15 protein-coding genes are annotated in these 23,577 nt (G+C 75.9%); 3 read left to right on the top strand and 12 right to left on the bottom strand.

Going from position 1 to position 23,577, the window contains the following annotated elements:
* Window positions 1–32: 32 nt before the first annotated feature.
* The 7 genes from CLV72_RS20475 to CLV72_RS20445 all read right to left on the bottom strand — a co-directional run bounded on the left by CLV72_RS20475 (window position 33) and on the right by CLV72_RS20445 (window position 9,927).
* On the bottom strand, window positions 33–1,061 hold the full coding sequence (locus tag CLV72_RS20475; protein WP_106248913.1) for a class I SAM-dependent methyltransferase: 1,029 nt from the start codon (window positions 1,059–1,061) through the stop codon (window positions 33–35).
* A 126-nt stretch (window positions 1,062–1,187) separates the two neighbouring features.
* Window positions 1,188–2,303 carry a phosphotransferase gene (locus CLV72_RS20470; protein WP_106248910.1) on the bottom strand — a complete coding sequence of 372 codons (1,116 nt, stop codon included), beginning with the start codon at window positions 2,301–2,303 and terminating at the stop codon, window positions 1,188–1,190.
* Window positions 2,304–2,797: 494 nt separating this feature from the next.
* Window positions 2,798–4,048 (bottom strand): phosphotransferase, encoded by a 1,251-nt coding sequence (locus tag CLV72_RS20465; protein WP_106248908.1) that lies wholly within the window; start codon window positions 4,046–4,048, stop codon window positions 2,798–2,800.
* Window positions 4,032–5,837 carry an ABC transporter ATP-binding protein gene (locus CLV72_RS20460; RefSeq protein WP_106248905.1) on the bottom strand — a complete coding sequence of 602 codons (1,806 nt, stop codon included), beginning with the start codon at window positions 5,835–5,837 and terminating at the stop codon, window positions 4,032–4,034. Before CLV72_RS20460 ends, CLV72_RS20465 begins: the two co-directional genes overlap by 17 nt.
* 316 nt (window positions 5,838–6,153) lie before the next feature.
* Entirely contained in the window at window positions 6,154–7,320 is a 1,167-nt protein-coding gene (locus tag CLV72_RS20455) for a glycosyltransferase family 4 protein (RefSeq protein ID WP_106248902.1), read from the bottom strand.
* Between the two features lie 86 nt (window positions 7,321–7,406).
* Window positions 7,407–8,720 carry a glycosyltransferase gene (locus tag CLV72_RS20450; RefSeq protein WP_106248899.1) on the bottom strand — a complete coding sequence of 438 codons (1,314 nt, stop codon included), beginning with the start codon at window positions 8,718–8,720 and terminating at the stop codon, window positions 7,407–7,409.
* Window positions 8,707–9,927, bottom strand: a complete 1,221-nt coding sequence (locus tag CLV72_RS20445; protein WP_106248896.1) for a glycosyltransferase family protein — start codon at window positions 9,925–9,927, stop codon at window positions 8,707–8,709. The genes CLV72_RS20450 and CLV72_RS20445 overlap by 14 nt, the downstream gene beginning before the upstream one ends.
* A 306-nt stretch (window positions 9,928–10,233) precedes the next feature.
* Between CLV72_RS20445 and CLV72_RS20440 the strand changes: the two genes are divergently transcribed.
* On the top strand, window positions 10,234–11,595 hold the full coding sequence (locus tag CLV72_RS20440) for a glutamine synthetase family protein (protein ID WP_106248893.1): 1,362 nt from the start codon (window positions 10,234–10,236) through the stop codon (window positions 11,593–11,595).
* Here CLV72_RS20440 and CLV72_RS20435 read toward each other — a convergent pair.
* From CLV72_RS20435 to CLV72_RS20420, 3 genes are all read right to left on the bottom strand, one after another.
* The gene (locus CLV72_RS20435) at window positions 11,555–12,796 is read right to left on the bottom strand and encodes an MFS transporter (protein WP_106248890.1); all 1,242 of its coding nucleotides are present in this window, start codon (window positions 12,794–12,796) and stop codon (window positions 11,555–11,557) included. The genes CLV72_RS20440 and CLV72_RS20435 overlap by 41 nt on opposite strands.
* Before the next feature lie 487 nt (window positions 12,797–13,283).
* Window positions 13,284–14,615 carry a ThuA domain-containing protein gene (locus CLV72_RS33825; protein WP_106248888.1) on the bottom strand — a complete coding sequence of 444 codons (1,332 nt, stop codon included), beginning with the start codon at window positions 14,613–14,615 and terminating at the stop codon, window positions 13,284–13,286.
* A gap of 14 nt (window positions 14,616–14,629) precedes the next feature.
* Window positions 14,630–17,071, bottom strand: coding sequence for a PQQ-dependent sugar dehydrogenase (locus CLV72_RS20420; RefSeq protein ID WP_106248886.1), 2,442 nt, complete (start codon window positions 17,069–17,071; stop codon window positions 14,630–14,632).
* 432 nt (window positions 17,072–17,503) lie between these two features.
* On the opposite strand from CLV72_RS20420, the gene galT reads away from it, so the two are divergent.
* Complete coding sequence (gene galT / locus CLV72_RS20415) at window positions 17,504–18,586, top strand: galactose-1-phosphate uridylyltransferase (RefSeq protein WP_106248884.1); 1,083 nt, start codon at window positions 17,504–17,506, stop codon at window positions 18,584–18,586.
* A 315-nt stretch (window positions 18,587–18,901) separates the two neighbouring features.
* A complete protein-coding gene (gene tuf / locus CLV72_RS20410) occupies window positions 18,902–20,071 on the top strand; it encodes an elongation factor Tu (protein ID WP_106248881.1) in 1,170 nt (389 codons plus the stop codon).
* A 94-nt stretch (window positions 20,072–20,165) separates the two neighbouring features.
* Here tuf and CLV72_RS20405 read toward each other — a convergent pair whose 3' ends face one another.
* Complete coding sequence (locus CLV72_RS20405; protein WP_146159502.1) at window positions 20,166–20,546, bottom strand: hypothetical protein; 381 nt, start codon at window positions 20,544–20,546, stop codon at window positions 20,166–20,168.
* A 62-nt stretch (window positions 20,547–20,608) separates the two neighbouring features.
* Complete coding sequence (locus CLV72_RS33695) at window positions 20,609–23,554, bottom strand: helix-turn-helix transcriptional regulator (RefSeq protein ID WP_106248877.1); 2,946 nt, start codon at window positions 23,552–23,554, stop codon at window positions 20,609–20,611.
* Between the last annotated feature and the right edge of the window lie 23 nt (window positions 23,555–23,577).

The following is a 23,577-nucleotide window of genomic DNA, read 5'->3' as shown; positions in this document are numbered from 1 at the left end:
GCGGGCGAGGGGCCGCCCGGCGCGGCGGGCCGCTAGCGGGCGGGGGCGGCGGCGCGGTGGACGGCGAAGAGCTGGGCGCGGTCGAGGCGGCGCAGCGGCTCCAGCGAGCGCCCGGCGGGGCGCAGCTTCTGCCAGCGCTCGGCCACCCGCTTCTCCTCGGCGCGGTCGACGTCGTCGAGCACCACGGTGGCGCCGTCGTTCAGCGCCTCGGCCAGCATCTCGTAGGCGGGGTAGCGGGCCTGCTCGCCGGTCGCCTGCGGAGGGCCGTCCACGAACAGCACGTCGACGCCGGAGATGCCCTCCAGCGCGGCGGGGTCGTACCAGGGCGCGGTGGAGCCCTCCAGCGACAGCTCGCGCAGCGGGGCGTGGCGCACCTCAGCCCAGTCGGCCAGCCCGGCCCGCAGCAGCCGCTCGCGGGTCTGCGCGGCGAAGTGCTCGTCGTGGTCGAGCGCGATCACCCGGCCCGCGCCCTTCTGCCGCAGCGCGGTGGCCAGCCACACGGTGGAGGTGCCGCTGCCGCACTCCACCACCAGCGGCGCCCCGGGGCGGGTCATCACCTCCGACACGATCGCCAGCAGGGTCTGCGGGGTGGCGGCCCAGCCGCCGGGCGCCGGGATCTCGTGGTGCACGTCGACCACGCGCAGCAGGTTCAGCAGCGACCAGGTGTCGGCCGAGATCTGGTTCAGGCCGGTGCGGTGCCGGACGGTGAGGGTGTCGACGGCCTGGCCGATCCGCTCGAAGCCCTCGCGCTGCGCGGTGTCCAGTTCGCGCAGCATCCGCCGTTCCTCGGCGCCGCGGTCGGCCTTGACGTGCTTGGCCACCGAGGCCAGCGCGGTGTCGAGCCGGGCCAGGGAGCGGCCCAGCTCGCGGTTGCCGTTCACGGCCCGGATCACGTCGCGGCGCACCAGCACGATCCCGGCCAGCACCACCCCCTGCAGCAGCAGCACCGCCGCCAGCGCCGGACTGCCCTCGCCGAACGCCGCCCACGCGGCCGTTACCGCGCCCAGCGCCAGCAGCGCGCCGATGAGGATGACGTCCCGGCGGGACAGGTGTGCCAGCATGACCACTCCGAAGCGGGAGGCGGGACGAGCGGGGGCGGCCGGCGGGGCGGTATGTCCGCTGTACGGCCGATCGGCAGCCTAACGCGCAGGGCCCGCCCCGGTGGCGCTATTCGGCGTGTTCCGATCCTACGCCGGTGCGCCGCCTCCGCCCATCGGCCGCAGTGCCTCGGCCTGCAGGCGGCGGGCCAGCGCGCACCAGCGCGGCCGGAAGGCGTACACCGCCGCCAGCCTCAGCCGGGTGGCGGCGGCGTAGCCGCCGGCCCTGGCCAGGGTGGCCTCGTCGGGGGCCAGGCCGCCGAGGAAGGCGGTGCGGGCGAGTTCGGCGCGGCCGCCGGTCAGCAGACCCTGCGCGGCGCGCAGCTCCAGGTGCACCAGCAGGTTGGCCACGTCCAGCGCGGGGTCTCCGGCGGCCAGGGTGTCCAGGTCGACCAGGCCGGGCGCGGCGGCGTCGCCGGTGAGCAGCTGCTTGTCGTGCAGGTCGCGGTGGATCAGCCGGACGGGGCCCGGCTCGGGTGCGGCCGGCAGCGACGCCGGGTCGGGGCGGGGGAGCAGCCCGAACCGCCAGGCGTGCCCGGCCCAGCGCAGCGCGACGGCGTGCTCGTCGGCCGCGGTGTGCGCGGGCAGCCCCTCGGCGGGCGCCGCGTGCAGCGCGGCCAGCGCCCGGCCGGCCCGCAGCCAGGCGCGGGCCAGGTCGCCGGGCGCGGTGGCCGGGTCGGCGCCCAGCGCGAACAGGGTGCGGCCGGGGACGGTCGAGAACAGCGCGGTGCCCAGCCGCTCGTCGTGGCCGAGGCGGACGGGCACGGTGAACCCGGCCGCGTGGCCGGCGGCGCGTTCCGTGCGGGCCAGCAGGTCGGCGAGGCGGCTCGGCCGCACCGCCTTCAGGTACCCGCCGGCGGTGCGCAGCACCGCGCGCCGCTCGGGCCGGTGCACCAGCAGCTCACCGGTGCGCGCCAGCTCGGCCAGCCGCCGCAGCCGCCGGTCCGCGCCCCCCGGCTGCAGCAGCACCCCGGCGCTCGTGTCGGCGCTGGCCGCGCCGCCGGTCGCGCCGAGCGCGTCGAGCAGTTCGGCGCGGTCGGCGAACCACTGGCCCGCCACGGTCCCCCCGTCCGGCCGCCGCCACTCCAGCAGCACATGCCGCTCCGACCGCGGCCAGGCCCGCCCCAGCCGCAGCCCGGCCCGCGGCCCGGCGGCCGTCCAGGGGGGCGGGGCGGTGGCGGGTGCGTCGGTCGGTGGGTGGGTCATGGTGTCAGACCTCCGGGTGCGGGGGCGGGGTGTTCGGGGCGGAATCGTCGCGACGGCCGGCAGGAGCCATCGTCGGAGTCCGGGTGTTCGGGCGGAATCGTCGCGATGGGCGGCAGGAGTGATCGCGCGGGTTCGGCGCCAGGCGGTGGGACGGTCGCCGCGCGGCCGGTCACCGGCTGCCCTGCCCGGCGGTCCCGTCCAGGTGCCCCGGTCGGCCGCGCGGTCCGGGCGCCGTGCCCGGCGGCGCCGGGCGGACGGCCGCGCGACCGCTGTCAAAGCGGACCCCCCGTTCATCCACAGCGGGCCCGTCCCCGCGCCCCGTCGTCCACAGCCGGCAGCGAGCCCGCGCCCGGAGGCGCTCCGGCGCGGGATAGTGGATGTGGGGTCGCCCCCCGGGCGGGAGGGGGATCGGGTCGGGGCCTGGCAGGGCAGGGTGGGAGCGGGGCCGCCGGGAGCAGGGCCGCGGGATGCGAGTGCGTCGGGCGGACGCGGCTTCATGGCTGTTCCAGCAGGTCGCGGGCTGCCGTCAGGAGGGTGGCGGCGCGGACGGGCCAGTCGGGGTGGCGGTGGCGGAAGGGCTCGGCGGTGCGGCGCAGGAGGGCGGCGGCGGTGTGGGCCGCCAGGGCGCGGCGGTCGAGCCGGGCGCCGCACGGGCGGTATCCGGCCAGCAGCGGGGCGAGCGCGTCATACGGGTCGGTGCCGGGCGGCACCCGGCCGTCGGCGATCTCGGCGGCCAGGTAGCCGCCGAGGTCGGCGAGCGGGTCGTCGATGCGCACCTGGTCCAGGTCGGTGAGCCAGACGCCGTCGGCCGCCACCATCACCTGGTCGGCGGAGAAGTCGCCGTGCACCACCGTCCGGGGCCGGTCCGCCAACCGGGCCGCCGCGGTCCTGGCCACCGCCCGCGCCTCGGCCGCCAGACCGGGCAGCAGCACGCCGACGGCGGCGGCCGCCGCGTCGAGGCCGGGCCGGGCCGGGGCCGCCTCGCGGCCCGCCGCGAGCGCCGGGGCGACGGCGTGCACCCGGGCCAGCAGCGCCCCCACCTCGGCCAGCACCCGCTCGTCGGCGGGCGCGGCGTCCAGCGCGGTGCCGTGCACCCACGCCAGCGACAGCAGCCCCCGGCAGCGCTGCGGGTGCACCCGCTCGGCCGCCGGAACCGGCAGCCCGGCCGCCGCCAGCGCCCGGTGCCCGGCCAGCGCCGCCGCCGCCCGCGCCGGCGGGTGCGCCTTGAGCAGCCGCGCCGGACGCTCGTGCCCCAGCACCCCCACCCAGCGCCGCTCGGGCTTGTACCGCAGCGTGCGCACGCTCGCGTCCGGCCCGGTGGCGCGCCCGGGCCGCTCCGCCAGCTGCCCGACGCCCGGCAGCCGGCGGTCCGCGCGGGCGGTGCCCACCACCAGGTGCGCGGGCTCATCCACCACGCTGTGCCAGTCGGCGGACACGTCGCCGCCGCCCGCGCCGGCGGCCGCCCGCGCGGCGAGGCCGCGGTGCTTGGCGAGCTTTTCGGGCGCCCCCTCGGGGGTGAACGCCTTGGCGTAGGCGCGCACCGGGCCGGCGCCGGTGTCCAGCACCAGCCCGGCCAGCACGCTGGTGCCCGGCTTGTACCGCAGGTAGTCCACCCGCACCGCGCGCGGCGCCTCGGGCAGCCGCGCGGCCAGCCGGTCGCGCAGCGCGGCGGGGTCGAGCACCAGCCCGAAGGCGGTGACGCGGGTCTCGCGGCGGGCCAGTTCGGCGTCAGCTGCGGTGAGCATGGAGTCCCCCTCGGGTGATCACGGCGGTGGTGGCCGTGGCCTCGGCCAGTTCGGCGGGCGTCAGCGTCCTGACCCGGCCGCCGTAGACGCTCAGCACCATGTCGCAGTCGGCGACCGCGTCGAGGTCGTGCGAGATGACCAGCGTGGTGCGGTCGCGGGTCAGCTCGGCCAGCGCGGCGGTGACCTCGCGCTCGGTGGTGGGGTCCAGCCCGGTCGTCGCCTCGTCCAGCACCACGATGGACGCTTGGCGGACGATGGCCCGCGCGATCGCGATCCGCTGCCGCTGGCCGCCGGACAGGGTGGCGCCGCGCTCGCCGAGGACGGTGTCGTAGCCCTCGGGCAGCCGGAGGATGAAGTCGTGCGCGTTCGCGGCGCGGGCCGCCCACTCGACCTCCTCGTCGGTGGCGCCGGGGCGGCCGGAGCGGATGTTGTCGCGCACCGAGGTGGCGAAGAGCACCGACTCCTGCAGCACGATCGCGATCTGGGAGCGCACCGAGTCCAGGGTCAGGTCGCGCACGTCGCGCCCGTCGACGACCACCCGGCCGTGCGCCGGGTCGATCAGCCGGGGCAGCAGCGCCGCCAGGGTGGACTTGCCCGAGCCGGAGGGGCCGACGATGCCGACGCGGGCCCGGGCCGGGATGTGCACGTTGACGTCGCGCAGCGCGAGGCGGTCCTCGGTGTGGCCCGCGCTGACGTTCTCGAAGCGGATGTCGCCCTGCCAGGGCATCGCGGGCGTGGCGCCGGGGCGGTCGGTGATGTCGGGCTCGGTGCGCAGCACGTCCACGATCCGCTCGCCGCTGGCCGCCGCCTTGGCGATGCGCCCGGTGTACTTGGCCATGTCGCGCATCGGCTTGAAGGCGCCCTTGAGGTAGCTGACGAACACCACCAGCTCGCCCGGTGTGAGCTGGCCGAGCAGCGCGGCGTAGCCTCCGGCCAGGATGACGACGGCGGTGGCGACGCCCACCAGCAGGTCGGTGCGGCGCTCCAGGCCCGCCGAGAGGCGGGTGGTGCGGACGCCCTCGGTGAGGGTCTGGTCGTTGCTCGCGTCGAAGCGCCGCTGCAGCAGCGGCTCCAGCCCGTACGCCTGCACCACCGTGATCGCGCCCAGGGACTCCGCGGCGCTGCCCGCCAGCTCGCCTTCGCGCTTGCGCTGGCGGCGCGCGGCGGTGTTGATCCGGCGGGAGTCGCGGGAGCCGAACCAGATGAACACGGGGAAGGCGACGAAGGTGAAGACCGCGAGCCGCCAGTCGAGCACCAGCATGACCACGCTCATGCCGACCAGGGTGACGACGTTGCCGACCAGCGGCAGCGCGGCGGTGACGGCGACCTCCTGGAGGCGGCCCACGTCGCCGGTGAGCCGCGAGATCAGGTCGCCGAGGCGCGAGCCGCGGTGGTAGCGCAGCGAGAGGCGGTTGAGGTGCCCGAACAGCTGGGCGCGGACCCGGGTCATCACCCGGTTGCCGACCAGCGCGAAGGCGACCGTCATCAGGTAGGCGGACAGGGCGCGCAGCGCGGCGACGGCGATCAGCGCGCCCGCGCACAGCAGCAGCACGCGCACGACGCCGGGCTGCCCCGCGGCGGCGGGGGCGACGACCGTGTCGATGACGAACTTGAGCGGCCAGGGCTCCAGCAGCCGGAAGGCCACCTCGGCGAAGAGGGCGACGAAGCCGCCGCCGATCAGCAGCCGCTGGTCGCGCATGTGCGGTCGGAGGTATCCGAGGGTGCGGCGCAGCCCGGGCAGCGCTTCGCGCAGCTGCTCGGGCGCCGAGGCGCCGGACTTCTTGGCCATCAGCTGCTCCCTGGGGTGCGGGGGCCGGCCGAGGGGGTCGGCCGGGCGTCGGATCGGTTCGTCGGCCGGTGGATCCCGTCGGGATCCCCTCGCCGTCCACAGCCCTGGCACGATCCGGCCAGACCGTCCACAACCGCCGTCCGCCCCTCACGCCGCACAAGCCAGGGCGCGAGGATGGAAGCAGGGGTGTCCCCCAGGGAGGGCGGGGGTATGGGCTGGGGCCCTCGGACGACGGGGCCGGTGGCAGGCGGGGTGAGCGGCGGCGGGGTGAGGCCCGGCCGCGGGCCCGCGGCCGGGCCGGCCGGGTGGGCGCCGCTCATGCCGCGCGCACCCGGCGGCCCAGCCGCAGGCCCGCGGCGGCGAGGCTGCGGTCGACGGTGCGGTCCCAGCCGTGCCGCCGTACGGCGGTGCGGCGGGCGGCGGCGCCCAGCCGGGCGCGCAGCGGCGCGTCGGCCCGCAGCCGGGCCAGCGCGCCGGCCAGGGCCTCGGCGTCGCCGGGCGGGCTGAGCAGGCCGTCGGTGCCGTGCGTGATGATCTGGGCGGCCTGGCCGACCTCGGTGGCCACCACCGGCAGGCCGGCGGCCAGGTACTCATAGATCTTCAGCGGCGAGAAGTAGCTGCCCAGCGCCGAGTCGGCCGGCGGGTACGGCGCCACCGCCGCGTGCATGCGGTGCAGCAGCGCCGGCACCTGCGACGGCGGCAGCGCCCCGGTCAGCTCCGTGCGCGCCGCAAGCCCGAGCGCCGCCGCCCGCTCGGCCAGCCGCCCGGCCTCGGGGCCGTCCCCGACGATCAGCAGCCGCGCCGGGCCGCTCTCGCACAGCAGCCGGAAGGCGTCCAGCAGGGTGTCCAGGCCGTGCCAGCGCTTCACGGTGCCGACGAAGCCGACGGTGAACGGCCCCGCGGGCTCGGCCGGCGCCGGGCGCACCCGCGCCACGTCCACGCCGTTGGGCACCACGTGGACCGCCCGGGCGCCGTGCCCGCGCGCCCAGGCCGCCACCGGGTCCGAAACGGCGACCACGGCGGCGGCCGCGCCCAGCGCGGTCCGCGCCGACTCCACCGCCGCGCTGCGGTGCACCAGTCCCCGGTAGCGCTCCTGCTCCTCCACCAGCGGCGCGTTCACCTCCAGCACGCCCGGCACCCCCATCGCCCGCGCCAGCGGCATCGCCGACCGGCCCCACAGGGCGTAGCGCTCGTACACCAGGTCGAAGCCGCCCCGGGCCGCCACGGCCCGCGCGAGCGCGGCGTCGGCCCGCATCGCGGCCAGTTCGCGCGTCACCGGGTCGCGGGACGGCTCCAGCGGCAGCTCGTGCACCCGCACCCCGGCCAGGTCCCCGGGCCCGGCGCCGCCGGTGCGGACGCAGAACAGCTCCACCTCGGCGCCGCGCCCCACGAGCACGCGCAGCACCTCCTGGACGTGGACGGACGCGCCCTTGGCGCCGAAGACGGGGACGCCGGGATCGGTGCAGACGTAGGCGATGCGCATGTGAATCCCTCGCAGGTGGATGGGGCGGCTTCGGTGGTGGGGCGGGTGCCGTCGGACGGGTCCGCGGGCCCGCCGTCTCGCTTCGGTCAGCCGGCCGGCACGGCCGCCAGGGCCGGGGCGGGCGGTGCGGCGGCGGGGACGGGCGGGAGCAGGGCGTCGAGCGCGCGCGCCTGCGCGGCGCCGTCGAAGTTCCGCTCCACGTGCGCGCGGGCGGCGCGGGCCAGCCGCACTGCGGCGGCCCGGTCGGCCAGCAGGGTGCGCAGCGCGGCGGCCAGCGCGGCCGGGTCGTGCTGGGGCACCGACAGCCCGGTCTCGCCGTGCCGGACCGCCTCGGGGATGCCGGTCACGTCGGTGGACACGCACGGGGTGCCCAGCGCCATCGCCTCCAGCAGCACGGTGGGCAGCCCGTCGGCATTGCCGTCGGAGCCGACCACGCACGGCGCGGCCAGCGCGGCGGCGCCCCGCATCAGCGCGCGCACCCGGTCGGCGGGCAGCGGCCCGGCCAGCCGGACCGCGCCGCCGAGGCCGCGTGCGTCGATCCGCTCGCGCAGCGCCGCCTCCAGCGGCCCCGCCCCGGCGATCACGCAGTCGAACTCCACGCCCTCGGCGGCCAGCAGCGCGCACGCGTCCACCAGCACCTCGAAGCCCTTCTTCTCCACCAGCCGCCCGACCCCCGCGATCAGCGGCGGGCGGCCGGTGGGCTCGGTGTAGTCGAAGTCGGCCAGCCGCAGTCCGTTGTAGACCCGGTGCACCCGGCTCGCGGCGGCGCCGAAGCTCCGCTCCAGGTGGGCGCGGTTGTAGTCGCTGACGGCGACCGTGTGCTGCGCGCCGGCCAGCTTGGCGCGCAGGTCCTTGGGGTCCACCGACTCGTGGAACAGGTCCTTGGCGTGCGCGGTGAACGAGTAGGGCACCCCCGTGAGCAGTGAGGCCAGCCGGGCCACCGTGGTGGCCACCGAGCCGAAGTGCGCGTGCAGGTGGGTGATGCCGCGCTCGCGCACCGCCAGCGCCAGCTCGACGGCCTGCAGGCCGTCGTCGGGCTCGGCGGCGAGCAGGTCGGGCAGCGTCCCGGTGAGCCGGGGCAGTGCGCCGTGCGCCGCGCGCAGCAGCCGCCAGCAGTCCTCGGGACGGGCCCGGCGGTGCGGCAGGTAGCTGACGGGCGCCGTCACCTCGGCCAGCTCGGCGTGGAAGCGGCCGTCGTTGGGCAGCCGCAGCGAGAAGACCTCGATCTCGGTGCCCCGGGCCTGCCGGGCCAGGATCTCCGACACGACGAAGGTCTCGGAGAAGCGCGGGAACATCTTGAGCACGTAGCCGATCCGGTGCCCGGAGCCGGCGGGCGACCGGCGGGCGGGGGCGGCGGCGCTCCAGCCGGCCCGGGCGGCGGTGGTCTCAGACGGCGACATGGTGGCTCTCCGGTGCGGTACGGCGCCGCGGCGCGGTGATCAGGTCGGTGGCGAGTCCGGGGATTCGGTGCAGGCCGTCCAGGTCCACCCCGGTGCGCGGGGCCGGCTCGCGGACCGCGGCACCGGCCAGCCAGCGGCCGATCCGGGCGGGGGACAGCCGGTCAGGGTGCAGCAGGTCGAGCAGTCCGGCGGCCGCCATCCGGCGGGCCCGCAGCAGCTGCTCGCCGCGCGGCCGCACTCTGGGCACCACCAGCAGCGGCGCCGCGGTGGCCAGCGCCTCGCAGACGGTGTTGTAGCCGCCCATGGCGACCACGGCCGAGGCGTGCGACAGCCAGCGGCCGGGGTCGTCGACGAAGCCGCGCACCGTGACGCCGGGCCGCTCGGCGGCGTGGGCGGCCAGCCGGGCCCGGTCCGCCGCCGGCATCTGCGGGCCGGTTACGAACACCGCCCGCATCCCCTCGGGCAGCGGGGCGCGGACGAAGGACTCCGCCAGCCGCACCCCGTCGCCGCCGCCCCCGGCCAGGCCGAGCACGTACGGCGCCGGGTGCGGGGCGCCCTGCGCGGCGCCGCCGTCGAAGCGGCCGTGCGACAGGTAGCCGGTGTGCCGGCTGATCGCGGCCAGGTCGGCGGGGAGGCCGAGGTCGGCGACGGGGTCGCTGACCTCCGGGTCGCCGTAGGCCCAGACCTCGTCGTAGTAGCAGCGCAGCGCCTGCGAACCGCGCTCGCCGGCCCACTCGGCCGCGGCGACGGACGGGTCGTCGAGCACGTCGCGCAGGCCGAGCACCACCCGGGTGCGCCCCTGGGCCGCCAGCTCGCGCAGGGCCGGCTCCAGCTCGCCGAACACGCCCCTGGGGTGCTTGTCCACCACCAGCAGGTCGGGGGCGAAGGCGCGCAGGGTGGAGCAAAGGATGGCGGCCCGCAGTCCGACCAGCTCGACCAGGCTGGCCGACAGCGCCCGCGCCTGGTAGCCGCCCCGCACGTCCTTGAGCAGCCCCGGCAGGCTCACCAGGTCGCAGCCTGGCGGGCGGCGGAAGGCCGCCGCCTCGGGCGCCCCGCTCAGCAGCAGCGTGTCCGGCCGGGGGGACAGCCGGCTCAGCGCCCCCGCCAGCGCCAGGTTGCGCCGGGTGTGCCCGAGGCCCTGCGCGTCGTGGGAGTACAGGGCCACCCTCGGCCGGTGCGGCCGGGCGCGGTCCGTGGTGTCAGGCATCGGGGTCTCCTCCGGGCAGGTGCCGCCGCGGGGCGGGGGCGTCCGCGGTGCTCGTGGTGTCCGCTCCGGAGTGGGCCTCCGTCGCGAGAAGAACTCTCGCCCGGACCGGCCTAAGGCGACGTTAAGAGCGGCCCAAGGCATCGCTATTCACCGGCTGCGACCGGCCCGCGACGGCGCGTGCGCGGTCCGGTGTCCCCGGGGCCACGCGGGGTTCACGCCGGGGAAACGGTGATCGGGCACAATGAGGGCAGTCAAGGAGCACGTACGGTGTAGTCCGACGTGACATCGACCAGGAGGTGGCCAGGCGTGGACCGACAGCAGGAGTTCGTGCTCCGCACGCTGGAGGAACGTGACATCCGGTTCGTAAGGCTGTGGTTCACCGACGTACTGGGCTACCTCAAGTCGGTGGCCATCGCGCCGGCCGAGCTGGAGGGCGCGTTCGGCGAGGGCATCGGCTTCGACGGGTCCGCCATCGAGGGCTTCGCCCGGGTGTACGAGGCCGACATGCTGGCCCGCCCCGACCCCTCCACCTTCCAGGTGCTGCCCTGGCGCAGCCAGGTGCCCGGCACCGCGCGGATGTTCTGCGACATCCTGATGCCCGACGGCACCCCCAGCTACGCCGACCCCCGCTTCGTGCTCAAGCGGGTGCTGGGCAGGGCGTCAGACCTCGGCTTCACCTTCTACACCCACCCCGAGGTGGAGTTCTTCCTGATGAAGAACCCGCCCGCCTACGGGCAGTTCCCCGAGCCCGTCGACTCCGGCGGCTACTTCGACCACACCCCGCACAGCGCCTCCTACGACTTCCGGCGCGACGCGATCATGATGCTGGAGAACATGGGCATCTCGGTGGAGTTCAGCCACCACGAGGGCGCCCCCGGCCAGCAGGAGATCGACCTCCGCTACGCCGACGCCCTCACCACCGCCGACAACATCATGACCTTCCGGCTGGTGATGAAGGAGGTGGCGCTCGAGCACGACATCTACGCCTCGTTCATGCCCAAGCCCTTCACCGAGTACCCCGGCTCCGGTATGCACACCCACATGTCGCTGTTCGAGGGCGACCGCAACGCCTTCTACGAGGCGGGCTCGCAGTTCCAGCTCTCCAAGGTCGGCCGGAGCTTCATCGCCGGGCTGCTGCACCACGCCGCCGAGATCACCGCGGTCTGCAACCAGTGGGTGAACTCCTACAAGCGGCTGTGGGACGCCGCCGCCGCCACCGCCGGGGCGGGCGGCGAGGCGCCCGCCTACATCTGCTGGGGCCACAACAACCGCTCCGCGCTGGTTCGGGTGCCGATGTACAAGCCCACCAAGGACAACTCCAGCCGGATCGAGTTCCGCTCGCTCGACAGCGCCTGCAACCCCTACCTGGCCTTCGCGGTGATCCTGGCCGCCGGGCTCAAGGGCATCGAGGACGGCTACGAGCTGCCCCCCGGCGCCGAGGACGACGTCTGGGCGCTCACCGACGCCGAGCGCCGCGCGCTGGGCATCGCCCCGCTGCCGCAGAGCCTCGACGAGGCCATCCGGGCGATGGAGCGCAGCGAGTTCGTGGCCGAGACCCTCGGCGAGCACGTCTACGAGTTCTTCCTGCGCAACAAGCGCGCCGAGTGGGAGGACTACCGGCGCCAGGTCACCCCCTACGAGCTGAACCGGTACCTGCCGGTCCTGTAGGGCGCGCCGGCGCCAGCAGCGGCTCGGTGAGGAGCACGGCCAGCGCGGCGGCCACCAGCAGGCCGCCCACCAGCGCCGTGCTCCGCACCCCGAGCGCGGGCAGCAGCAGCCCGCCGAGCAGCGCGCCCAGGCCGATCCCCAGGTTGAAGGCCGACGACGTGCCCGCCGACGCCAGGTCGGCGCTGCCGGGCGCCACGTCCAGCACCCGCACCTGCAGCGCGGCGGCGAGCAGGCCGATCGAGAAGCTCGACAGCGCCAGCAGCGCCACCGCGGCCGGGCGCGACTCCCCCAACGCGTACAGCCCGAGCTGCGCGGCCGCCATCGTGCCGGCCGCCGCCAGCAGCGCCCAGCGGGGGCTGCGCTCGGTGGCCGCCCCCGCGACCGCCACCCCCACCACACCGGCCACCCCGTTGACCAGCAGCAGCGCGCTGATGGCCGAGGCGGGGAAGCCGGGCACCGAGGTCAGGAAGTCGGTGGTGTAGGTGTACGCGGTGAAGACGCCGGTGATCATCAGCGCCGTCGCCACCAGCAGCAGCACGTAGCGGCGCACGTCCGGCGCCCGCCCGCGCGCGGCGTGCCCCACCCCCGCCGGGCCGCTGGGCATGGTCGAGGCGAAGACCGCCAGCATCGCCACCACCAGCACGCTCAGCGCCACGAAGGCCGCCCGCCAGCCGGCCTGCTGGCCCAGCCAGGTCCCGGCCGGCACGCCGAGCACGCCCGCCAGCGAGCTGCCCGCGAACACCACCGAGACCACCCGGCCGCGCAGCCGGGGCGCGAACAGCCCGGCGGCGGTCACCGCGACCACCGACCAGAACACCCCGTGCGTCAGCGCGCTGACCAGCCGCGCCGCCAGCAGCACCGGGTAGGAGGCGGCCAGCGCCGACACCAGCGTGGCGGCGGCGAACAGCGCCAGCACCCCCGACAGCAGCAGCCGGCGCGGCACCCGGCGGGTGGCCTGGGTCAGCGGCACCGACACCACCGCCACGGTCAGGCCGTACCCGCTCACCAGCAGGCCGACCTGCGGCAGTGACACCTCGAGGTCGGCGGCGATCGGGGCCAGCAGCCCGATGGGCAGGCTCTCGCTGGTGACGTAGCAGAAGGTGGAGACCGCGAGTGCGGCGAGGGCCGCCACCGCGGCGGCGGCGGACGGTGCGGGCGGTGTGCCGGAACCCGTCGCGGCGGCGGGTCGGTCGGGGTCCATGGGCGCCTAGCGTGGGTCGGGGCGGGGGTCGGCGGCCGCGCGCTCGGCGGCGGCGTGCCACCACTCGGGCGGCGAGGGCGCGTGGACCCGGGAGAGCGGCTGGTCGGGGTGGAGGCCGAGCCGGCGCAGCGCGCCGGCGCGGACGCTGAGGGTGCAGCGGCCGCGCCAGCGGCCGCTGTCAGCGTCGATGCCGCAGCTGAGCTCGGCCCGGACGTCGGCGGGGCCGAAGGGCGTCCAGTCGATGCCGCGGTCGCGCAGTCAAGCGCGCGCCATCGCCATCGGCCGGGGCGCGCCCGGCTGGTTCTCGTAGTCGGCGATGGCGACCCAGTCGGCGTCCGGCTGCTCCATGGCACCCATGATGCCCGTTTCGTGCCGCTGTGGCCATCGACTTTCCGGCGGCCCGGGCGGCGGCGCCCGCGGGCACGGGTGAGCCCCCGCCGGCGGGGGCGCGTGCCGGCGGGGGCTCGGGAAGGGATCGGTCGCCCGGCTAGCCGAGTTCCATGATCCTGATGTCGCGGAAGGAGACGTCGTCGCCCTCGCCGTGGTTCTGCAGGCCGATGTGGCCGTCGGTCAGGCTGCGGGCGGGGTCGGTGTTGGTGAAGTCGTTGATGAGCACGTCGTTGAGGTAGATCCTCAGCCGCTCGCCCTCCACCAGCAGTTCGAAGGTGTTCCACTCGCCGGGCGGGTTCAGCGCCGCGTCGCGGGCGGCCAGGTCGGCCGACTGGAAGCCGTAGACGGCCCCGGTGGTGCGGTCGTCGGCGTCGGTGGCGTCGATCTGGATCTCGTAGCCGTTGTTCACCGCCGACCAGGGGTCGTCGCTGGGCGGGAAGCCGACGAAGACGCCGGAGTTGTCGTCCCCGGCCACCCGCCAGTCCAGCATCAGCGAGTAGGAGCCGAACTGCTGGGCCTCGTACCAGAGCATGCCCATGCCGCCGGTCGTGGTCAGCACGCCGTCGGCCAGCACGAACTCGCCGGGGCCCGCCTGGCTCCAGCCCTCGGTGGAGCTGCCGTCGAACAGGGAGCGGTACTCGCCCGGCTGCTGCGGGCCCTCCCCGCAGTCGCCGGGCACCGCGCCCGCCGCCCACCGGATCCCGCCGACCAGGTGCGCCTGGAAGTCGGGCTCGGCGTAGGACTCGGTGGTGTGGCCGCCGCCGGTGTAGAAGGACCGGCCGGCGTCGACCGGCTGGCACCAGGCGATCGGGTGGTCATCGCCCATCCGGCCGCCCTGGTAGGTGGACTCGTCCAGCGTGGCCAGCACGTGCACGCTGCCGCGCGGGTTGGTGCGGTAGTCGTACCACTCGTCCGTGCGCACCCACTCCGCGTCCAGGTGCGCGGTCGACGGGTGCGCCTGGTCCTCGACGTCCACCGTCGCCTGCTGGATGTGGGGGTGGGAGGCGAAGTACGCGCCGACCAGCTCGCCGTAGAAGGGCCAGTCGTACTCGGTGTCGGCCGCGGCGTGCACGCCCACGTACCCGCCGCCCGCCCGGACGTACTCCTCGAACACGTCCTGCTGGTTCGCGTCCAGCACGTCGCCGGTGGTGCTGAGGAACACCACCGCCTCGTACTGGGCCAGGTTCTCGGCGCTGAAGGCCGTCGGGTCCTCGGTCGCGGTGACGGTGAAGCCGTTGGCCGCGCCGAGCTCGGTGAGGGTGGCGATGCCGGTGGGGATGGAGTCGTGCCGGAATCCGGTGGTGCGGGAGAACACCAGCACGTCGAAGTCGGCCGGCTCGTCGGCGACGGCGGTCGCGGGGGCGATCAGCGCCGCCGAGGCGGCCAGCGCCACCGCGGCCCGCAGGCCGGGCCGGGTCTGTCTGCGCATTGCGGACCTCCTCTCTATTCGATGGTGAAGGAGTCGACGTCGAACAGGGCGCCGGCGCCGCCGGTGAAGACCAGGTAGAGGCTGGTCGTCTCGGCCGGCCCGCCGCTCAGGGATGTGGTGACCTCGGTGAAGGTCTCCCAGTCTCCGGTGACCGGCGCCTCCACCGAGCCGAGCAGGGGGCCGTCGGGTGCCCCGGCGCGGACCTCGATGGTGCCGCCCGTCCCCGCCGAGGCGACCCGGGCGGTGAAGGACGCGGCGTCGGCCAGCAGGTAGGGCTCGAAGGCGATCCAGTCGCCGTTCTCGATGTGGCCGACGGTCGCGGCGCCCTCGGCGTTGGTGTGCTGTACGACCTGTACCCCGGAGGCGTCGCCGAAGTGCTCGCCCTGGCGGTGCCGGGGCTGCAGGATGTTCTGCCCGGAGCCGCTCAGGCCGCCGGCGTCGGTGTACTCGGCGTCGATGATCCCGAAGATGTTGGCGTTCGGGTCGTGCTCGCCGTCGACGGGCGTCTGGATGGTGCCGGAGCAGCCGCTGGTCTCGGCGAGGCCGTGGCCGTGGCTGTCGTGGCCGAGGATGTAGCTGACCGTCACCTGGGAGCAGTCGATCTCGCCGTCCTCGGGGTCGGTCACCTCGATCTCGAAGGCCACCTCGTCGCCGAACTCGAAGAGCTGGCCCTCGGCGGGCAGCACCACCTCGACCTGCGGCGCGGTGTTGCCGACCGTGATCGGCACGCTGGCGGTGCCGGTGAGTCCGGCCTCGTCGGTGACGGTCAGGGTGGCGGTGTAGTCGCCGTCGGCGGTGTAGGTGTGGCTGGGGTTCGGCTCGGTGGAGGTGCCGCCGTCCCCGAAGTCCCAGGCGTAGGCCAGTTCGGTGCTGTCGGGGTCGGAGGTGCCCTCGGAGGAGAACCGGACCTCCAGCGGCGCCTGGCCCGAGGTCACGTCGGCCGAGGCGACCGCGTTCGGGCGCTGGCCGTCGGGGGCGTACTCGATCCGGTACAGGGCCGAGTTGTGGTCCCCGTTGAAGTAGCCGGTGCCGTAGTCCAGCACGTACAGGGCGCCCTCGGGCCCGAAGGCGAGGTCCATCGGCTGGGTGCCGGCCCACGGGAACTCGGCGATGGTACCGGCCGAGCCGTCGCCGTTCACGGTGACGCTGCGGATCCAGCGGCGGCCGTACTCGGCGAGGAAGACCTGGCCGTCGTACTCCTCGGGGAACTTCACCGCCGAGTCCAGCTCCGGGTCGAAGTGGTAGACGGGGCCGCCCATCGGCGACTCGCTGCCGTTGCCGAACTCGGGCACCGATCCGCCGTTGTAGGGGATCCAGGCCGGCTCGGCCGGGGGCAGCTGCGTCAGGCCGGTGTTGCGCGGCGAGTCGTTGACGGGGGCGGCGCAGTCGAAGCGGGAGCCGGAGGTCTGGGTGGCGAAGTCGTAGTCGACGTAGGTCTCCTCCGCGGTGTTGCTGCCGGTGCAGTACGGCCAGCCGTAGTTGCCGGGGGCGTCCACGCGGGCGAACTCCACCTGGCCGGCGGGCCCTCGGTCAGGGTTGGCCGCGCCCGCGTCCGGGCCGTAGTCGCCGACGTAGACCACGCCGGTCTCCTGGTCGACGCTGATGCGGAAGGGGTTGCGGAAGCCCATCGCGTAGATCTCCGGGCGGGTGTCCGCCGTGCCGGGGGCGAAGAGGTTGCCCTCGGGGATGGAGTACGAGCCGTCGTCGTTGACGGTGATCCGCAGGATCTTGCCGCGCAGGTCGTTGGTGTTGCCCGAGGTGCGCTGCGCGTCGAAGGCGGGGTTGCGGTCGGCGCGCTCGTCGATCGGGGTGTACCCGTCGGACTCGAACGGGTTGGTGTCGTCGCCGGTGGACAGGTAGAGGTTGCCCTCGGCGTCGAAGTCCATGTCGCCGCCGGCGTGGCAGCAGATGCCCCGGTCGGCGGGGACCTCCAGCACCGTGACCTCGCTGCCCATGTCCAGCCGGCCCGACTCCGAGAGCGTGAACCGGGAGAGCCGGTTCACGCCCTCCCAGGCGGCGAAGTCGCCGCCGCCGGCGGGCGCGTCGCCGGGCGGGGTGTCCAGCGGGGGCGCGTAGTACAGGAAGATGTGCCGGTTGGCGGCGAAGTCGGGGTCGACGGCGACGCCCTGCAGGCCCTCTTCGTCGTGGGTGTAGACGGGGATCACCCCGGCCACCGTGGTGGTGCCGTCGGAGTCGGTGAGGCGGACCGTGCCGTCGCGGGAGGTGTGCACGGCGGTGCCGTCGGGGAGGATGTCCAGCCCCATCGGCTCGCCCATCTCGGGCTCGCCGATGGCGAGGGTGACCTGCTGGAAGTCCTCCGGGGGCGCGAGGGGGGCGGCTGCGTCGCCGTGGTCGTGCCCGGGGTGGGCGTACGCGCTCGGCGCCGCGGCGGCCGTCAGCGCGAGCAGCACGGCCCCAAGCAGGCCGAGCCGGGCCCGGGGTGCGCGTCGTGACATCACTTTTTCCTTCGTGAGCGGGACTAGGGAATCGGTGCAGATCAAGACTGATCTTCTGCTGCGCTCCCAATGTGCCGGCAGAGGAAAACGCGCTCCGGTGTTCAGTTGTGGGTGCCGGGGCGGGCGGGCGCGGGACGGAGCGTCACCGGGCACGCGCGGAGCGGCACTGACGTGAAGGATTCTTATCCGTGCCGCCCGTCCGTGTAAAGGCCGGATCGCGGTTCTGTTTCCGAGCCGTCACGCGGCGGTGGGCGCGGCCGGCCGCCGCGGACCGCCCGGGCCCGCGGGCGTTCGCCGTGGTCGGAGCTTCCCGGCGGCCGCCCGCCCTCGTGTCCGGCCGGGAGCGGCCCCGGTGGTGACCAGATCAGAACGGACCGCATATGATCGCAATCGATCGAACCTTCTGTCGCGTACACAGAAACGGGGGCCGCGGTGGCGGACGGGCGGCGCACGGCCATCCGGCTGGCGGACGGGCGCGAGCTCATCTACTTCGACGACCTGCCGGGACTGGACCGGTCCCGGCCCGACCCCCGGCGGCTGGAGCCCGCCCGCACCGCCTCGCAGCTGCGCTACGACCCGGTGCTCGACGAGTGGGTGGTGGTGGCCGCGCACCGCCAGGGCCGCACCAACCTGCCCGCCGCCGACGCCTGCCCGCTGTGCCCGGGCGGCCCCGACTCCGAGATCCCGGCCGCCGGGTACCACGCCGTCGCCTTCGAGAACCGCTTCCCCTCGCTGGTCGGCGCACCGGTGCCCGCGCCGCCGGACGGCCCCGCCGGCCTGCGGCCCGGCACCGGCCGCTGCGAGGTCGTCTGCTTCACCGACGACCACGACGCCGCCTTCTCCACCCTGGCGCCGCGCCGCCGCGCCACCATCGGCCGCGCCCTGGTGGACCGCACCGAGGAGCTGGGACGGCAGCCGGGCGTTGAGTACGTGCTGTGCTTCGAGAACCGGGGCCGCGAGATCGGGGCGACCCTGCCGCACCCGCACGGTCAGATCTACGCCTTCCCCTTCGTGCCGCCGCGGATCGCCCGCGCGCTGGAGTCGGCCCGCCGCCACCGGCACCGCAGCGGCGGCTGCCTCTTCTGCGAACTGGGCGCGGCCGAGGAGAAGGCGGGCGAGCGCGTCGTCGCGGCGGCGGGCGACTTCATCGCCTTCGTCCCCACCGCCGCCCGCTGGCCCTACGAGGTGGTGATCCAGCCCCGCCGCCACCTGCCCGACCTCGCCGCCCTCGGCGAGGCCGAGCTGGCCGTGCTGATGGAGCTGTACGCCGACGTGCTCGGCCGCTTCGAGCGCCTGTTCGGCGGCGAGCCGCCCGCCCCCTACATCGCCTGCTTCCTCCAGGCGCCGGTGCGCGCGGACCGCGACCTCGCCCACCTGCGCGTCCAGGTCTTCACCCTGCGCCGCGCCCCCGACAAGCTCAAGTACCTCGCCGCCACCGAGTCCGGCGCGGGCGTCTTCATCAACGACGTCGCCCCCGAGCGGGCCGCCGAGCGGCTGCGCGCGGCGGGGGGCTAGCGGGCCCGGTCCGTTCCGGTCGACATCGATCGATCGCCGCTCGTCGGCAGGCCGTGCGCTGTGCGCGCGGCCGGCCGCCGGCGGCGCCCGGAAAATCCGTTGCGCCGCCGCCGCCCGCCGCTCCATCATTGGCCGCATGTTCCGGCACGCCGTCCCGACACCGCCCGCCCCCGCGGGCGTGCCGCCGCGTGCCGCCGCTCCCTTCGACGGCGTCGAGCGCTGACCTCCCCCCGTGCGTCCAGGTGACCCGGCGGGCGGAGGTCGGCAGCACGCGCGGGTCACCGGAGACGGCCCTCACCGGAACAGGGAACAGCCATGGCCAAGCAGGCCTACGTGCGGACCAAACCGCACCTCAACATCGGCACGATGGGACACGTCGACCACGGGAAGACGACCCTGACCGCCGCCATCACCAAAGTCCTCAGCGAGCACGGCGGCGCGTCCTACGTGCCCTTCGAGCGGATCGACCGCACTCCCGAGGAGGCGTCGCGGGGGATCACCATCAACATCTCGCACGTCGAGTACGAGACCGCCACCCGCCACTACGCCCATGTGGACATGCCGGGCCACGCCGACTACGTGAGGAACATGATCACCGGAGCGGCGCAGCTCGACGGCGCCATCCTGGTCGTGTCGGCGCGCGACGGCGTCATGCCGCAGACCCGCGAGCACGTGCTGCTGGCCCGCCGGGTGGGCGTCGCGCACGTGGTGGTCGCGCTGAACAAGGCCGACGGCGCCGACCCCGAGCTGCTGGAGCTGGTGGAGCTGGAGACGGCCGAGCTGCTGGCCGAGCACGGCTACCCCGGCGCGCCCATCGTCCGGGTCTCCGGGCTGCGGGCGCTGGCGGGCGACCCTGAGTGGACCGCCGCCGTCGAGCGGCTGCTGCGCGCGGTGGACGAGCACGTGCCGGTACCCGAGCGCTACACCGGCGCGCCGTTCCTCCTCCCGGTGGAGAGCGTGCTCACCGTGCCGGGGCGGGGCACCGTGGTCACCGGCGCGATCGAGCGGGGCACGGTCGCGGTCGGCGACACCGTGCAGGCCGTCGGCTTCGACGACGGGTTCAGCGCGGTCGTCACCGGGGTGGAGACCTTCGGCCGGACGATGGAGCGGGGCGAGGCGGGCGACAACGCCGCGCTGCTGCTGCGCGGCGTCCGGCGCGAGCAGGTGCGGCGCGGGCAGGTGCTGGCCGCGCCCGGCACCCAGACGGCGCACCACCGCTTCACCGCCCGGGTGTACCTGCTCACGGCCGAGGAGGGCGGCCGGGCCACCCCGGTCGCCTCGGGCTACCAGCCGCAGTTCTACCTGCGCACCACCAGCGTGTCCGGGCGGATGCGGCTGCCCGGCGAACTGGCGATGCCGGGCGACACGGTCGAGGTGACCGTCGAGCTGGGCCGCGCCATCGCGGTGGAGCCGGGCCTCGGCTTCGCCGTGCGCGAGGGCGGCCGCACCGTCGGCGCCGGCACCGTCACGGCCGCGCCCGCCTGAAAGCGGTGCGCCGCCGGGCCCGTGGTCGCTTGCGGCCACGGGCCCGGTCGGCTCCAGGCGCCGGCGGCCGCCCGCTCGGCATGCGCGCGGGCCGTCAGTCCGCCAGCGCGTCGAACTCGTCCAGCCGCGCCGGGCAGTAGACGGCGATGACGAGCCGGGTGTTTGCAATCCAGTCCTCCGTGCCGATGCCCCAGAAAGCATCGTCAGGGGCCGAATGGTGCTCCTCGCCGTACGGCTCATCGCACCAGTCGGCGATGACGATGCTGCGGTGCCGCCGCCAGTCGGCATCGGTATCGGTACTGCGGGGATTGTGCTCCGCCACCATGGCACGCAGCTGCGGCGGCTCCGTCCGGACCTGCGCTCGGCGGGGCCGTTCCTGCTCCCACCGTGCCAGCTCCCGGTCCCCCCACCACAGCGCTCCCGCGCACAGCGCGACGGCGGCGGCCAGAGCCAGGAGCCGATGGCGTCGTCTCATGCTCGCCACCGTACGACGGCCCCAGACGCTCCGGACCGCTCCTGGCCCGACCCGGCCCCGGCTCAGACCCGCTCGGGCGCCACCAGGCCCAGCCGGAAGGCCTCGGCCGCCGCCGCGCCCCGGTTGGGGACGCCCAGCTTGCCGAGGATGTTGGAGACGTGGACGCTGGCGGTCTTGGCGGAGATGAACAGCTCTCCGGCGATCTCGCGGTTGGAGCGGCCGCGGGCCAGCAGCCGCAGCACCTCGGTCTCGCGCGGGGTGAGCCCGGGGGCGCTCGGCACGGGCGCGGCGGTGTCGAGCGGCTCGCCGATGCGTGCGGCGAGGGCCTGCACGCGGGCGCGCAGCGGCGGGGCGGGCAGCGGGGCGGCCGCCTCGGCCGCGGCGCGCACCAGCCGGCCGGCCGCCGCGCGCTCGCCGGCCTCCGCCGCGGCCTCGGCCGCGCGCAGCAGCGCCTCGGCACGCTCGTAGGGCTGTTCGAGGCCCGCCCACCGCTCGGCGACCGCCGACCAGGCCGCGGCGGCGGAGGCGGCGCCCTCGTACTCGCGCAGCAGCTGGCCGACGGCGGCGCGGTGCGCCTGCTGCGCCGGGTAGATGTCGTTCATCTCGGCGACGGCGGCCCGCACGGCGGCGGCCAGCGCCGCCATCCGCTCGGGTCCGGCCTCGGCCGCGGCCCGCGGGTCGGTCAGCAGCACGGCGGTCGCGCCGAGCAGCTGCCAGCCGTAGATGTCGCAGCGCAGCGCCGTGCCGTCGCCCAGCGCGGCCAGCGCGGCGCCGACGGCCTCGCCCGGCCGCCCCTCGGCGAGCAGCACCCCGATCTCCAGGACCGCGGCCGGGCCCTCCTCCTGGCTGTAGGTGTCGCGCCGCCCCGGAGCGGCGAGGTAGGCGTCGAGGTCGGCGCGGGCGGCGGCGGTGTCGCCCTGCAGCAGCGCGGCCCGGCCCCGGAACAGGCGCAGCTGCAGCTGGGTGGCGCGGGCGGGCTGCCAGCGCAGCGTCTCCTCGACCGCGGTCCTGCACCGGTCGTACTGGCCCAGCAGCAGGCGGATCTCCACGATGTTGATCGCGGTGCAGACGCTGTCGAGCCGCTGGAGCTTGAGCCGGGTGGTCTGCTCGTAGCCCGACTCGGCCACCCGCAGCGCCTCGTGCAGCCGCCCGGCGTTCTCGCTCAGCATGGCGGCGCGGTTGCTGATCGCACGCTGCTCCAGGGTGATGGCGCTGATGCGGCGGGCGATGGCCTCGCCCTCGTCGATCAGCCGCATGCCGGTGTCGAAGGCGCCGCGCTGGACGTGCAGCACGCCCCGGGTGATCAGCGCGTCGGCCTCGACGTAGTGGTGGCCGGTGGCGCGGGCCAGCGCCAGCGCCTCGTCGGCCAGCTCGATGGACTCCGCCAGCCGGGGGTGCAGCATCAGGTCGTTGGCGAGGGTGGCCAGCAGCAGCGCCCGCTCGGGGCGGTCGGCCGGGAGGGTGGCCAGGGCGGCGCGGAGGTCGTCGACGCTCTCGGCCTGGCCCAGCTCGCGCCGCGCCCGCCCCCGCTGGCGCAGCAGCAGGGCGTAGCGGACCGGGTCCTCGGCCGGGTCCAGTCCGCGCAGCGCGGCGGTGGCCAGCGCCCCGGCCCGCTCGGGGTCGCCGCCGCTGAGCGCCGCCCCGACGGCCTGGCGCAGGACGTCGAGGCGGTCGGCGCCGATGAGGGCGGCGGCGTCGGGCACTCGGTCCCACAGTTCGAGGATGCGCTCCAGCATCTGCAGCTTCTCGGCGAAGGCCAGCGCGGAGTACGCCTGGCCGGCCGCCAGCCAGGCCGCGCTGAGCGCCTGCGGCAGCTGGTTGGCGGAGTGGCGGTGGTGGGCCAGCGCCACGGCGCGGTCGCGGGCCGGCAGCAGCGAGGGGTCGGCCTCCAGTTCGTCGGCGTACCTGGCGTGCAGCCGGGTGTGCTCGCCGGGGAGCAGGTCGTCGTGGACGGCCTCGCGCAGCAGGGCGTGCCGGAAGACGTAGCCGGCCGGATCGCCGTGCCGCGAGGGCTCGACCCGCAGCACATTGCCGTCGACGGCCGCCCGCAGCGAGCCGTCGAGCGCGGCCTCCGGCAGGCCGGTGACCCGGCGCAGCAGCTCGTGGTCGACCCGCTCGCCCGCCACCGACGCGGCGGCCACCACCCGCGCGGCGTCGTCGGGCAGCCGCTGGATGGCGCCGAGCAGGAGGTCGCGCAGGGTGTCGGGCACCACGCGGCCGAGGCCGTGGGCGCCGCACTCCAGCAGCGACTCCACGAACAGCGGATTGCCGTTGCTGCGCTCGTGGATCGTGTCGAGCAGGGCGGGCGGCGGCTCGGCGCCCCGGATGGCGGCGGCCAGCTCCGCGACCTCGCCGCGCGACAGGCCGGACAGCTCCACCGCGGCGACGTGGTCGAGCCGGCGCAGCTGGGGGAGGAGCCGGCGCAGCGGGTGGGCGCGGTGCAGCTCGTCGGAGCGGTAGCTCAGCACCAGCTGGACGCGGGCGGCGCCGAGGTTGTGCACGAGGAAGACGAAGAGGTCGCGGGTGGAGCGGTCGGCCCAGTGGGCGTCCTCGATCACCAGGCTGAGGCCGCCGGGCTCGGCCGCCGACTCCAGCAGCCGCAGCACCTGGTCGAAGAGGTGGCCCCTGGAGTCCTCGCGCTCGGCGGCGGCCGCGCCCAGCTCGGGCAGCAGCCGGGCCAGCTCGTCGGGCGGGCCGCCGAACACCCGGGAGAGGTGCTCGGCGCCCAGCTCGCGGACGAGCTGGCGCAGCGCGGTGACGAAAGGGGCGAAGGGCAGGCCGTCGACGCCCAGCTCCAGGCAGTTGCCGGTCAGCACCCGCTCGGTGGCGGCCCGGCGGCCGAACTCGTCCAGCAGCCGGGACTTGCCCACCCCCGCCTCGCCGGCCACCAGCACCGCGCGCGCGGTGCCGGCCGCCGCGTCGGCGGCGGTGTCGAGCAGCAGGTTCAGCTCGTCCCCCCTGCCGATCAGGACGGGGCTCGAAGAGTGCGACCACATGCCTTCCAGCATGCCATCCACCTCGGACGAAAGCA

It is taken from the genome of Allonocardiopsis opalescens, assembly GCF_003002095.1.
In the GTDB taxonomy this organism is placed as follows: domain Bacteria; phylum Actinomycetota; class Actinomycetes; order Streptosporangiales; family Streptosporangiaceae; genus Allonocardiopsis; species Allonocardiopsis opalescens.
Note: the sequence above shows the minus strand (reverse complement) of the source record. Positions and strands in the feature narration are given on the sequence as shown.

What these genes read in the sequence shown, in the direction of transcription:
- CLV72_RS20465 (WP_106248908.1), bottom strand. Translation starts at nt 4,048, where the DNA reads ATGCTCACCGCAGCTGACGCCGAACTGGCCCGCCGCGAGACCCGCGTC.
- CLV72_RS20435 (WP_106248890.1), bottom strand. Translation starts at nt 12,796, where the DNA reads ATGGACCCCGACCGACCCGCCGCCGCGACGGGTTCCGGCACACCGCCC.
- CLV72_RS20405 (WP_146159502.1), bottom strand. Translation starts at nt 20,546, where the DNA reads ATGAGACGACGCCATCGGCTCCTGGCTCTGGCCGCCGCCGTCGCGCTG.
- CLV72_RS33695 (WP_106248877.1), bottom strand. Translation starts at nt 23,554, where the DNA reads ATGCTGGAAGGCATGTGGTCGCACTCTTCGAGCCCCGTCCTGATCGGC.
- CLV72_RS20420 (WP_106248886.1), bottom strand. Translation starts at nt 17,071, where the DNA reads ATGTCACGACGCGCACCCCGGGCCCGGCTCGGCCTGCTTGGGGCCGTG.
- CLV72_RS20460 (WP_106248905.1), bottom strand. Translation starts at nt 5,837, where the DNA reads ATGGCCAAGAAGTCCGGCGCCTCGGCGCCCGAGCAGCTGCGCGAAGCG.
- CLV72_RS20470 (WP_106248910.1), bottom strand. Translation starts at nt 2,303, where the DNA reads ATGACCCACCCACCGACCGACGCACCCGCCACCGCCCCGCCCCCCTGG.
- CLV72_RS20455 (WP_106248902.1), bottom strand. Translation starts at nt 7,320, where the DNA reads ATGCGCATCGCCTACGTCTGCACCGATCCCGGCGTCCCCGTCTTCGGC.
- CLV72_RS20450 (WP_106248899.1), bottom strand. Translation starts at nt 8,720, where the DNA reads ATGTCGCCGTCTGAGACCACCGCCGCCCGGGCCGGCTGGAGCGCCGCC.
- CLV72_RS20475 (WP_106248913.1), bottom strand. Translation starts at nt 1,061, where the DNA reads ATGCTGGCACACCTGTCCCGCCGGGACGTCATCCTCATCGGCGCGCTG.
- CLV72_RS33825 (WP_106248888.1), bottom strand. Translation starts at nt 14,615, where the DNA reads ATGCGCAGACAGACCCGGCCCGGCCTGCGGGCCGCGGTGGCGCTGGCC.
- CLV72_RS20445 (WP_106248896.1), bottom strand. Translation starts at nt 9,927, where the DNA reads ATGCCTGACACCACGGACCGCGCCCGGCCGCACCGGCCGAGGGTGGCC.
- tuf (WP_106248881.1), top strand. Translation starts at nt 18,902, where the DNA reads ATGGCCAAGCAGGCCTACGTGCGGACCAAACCGCACCTCAACATCGGC.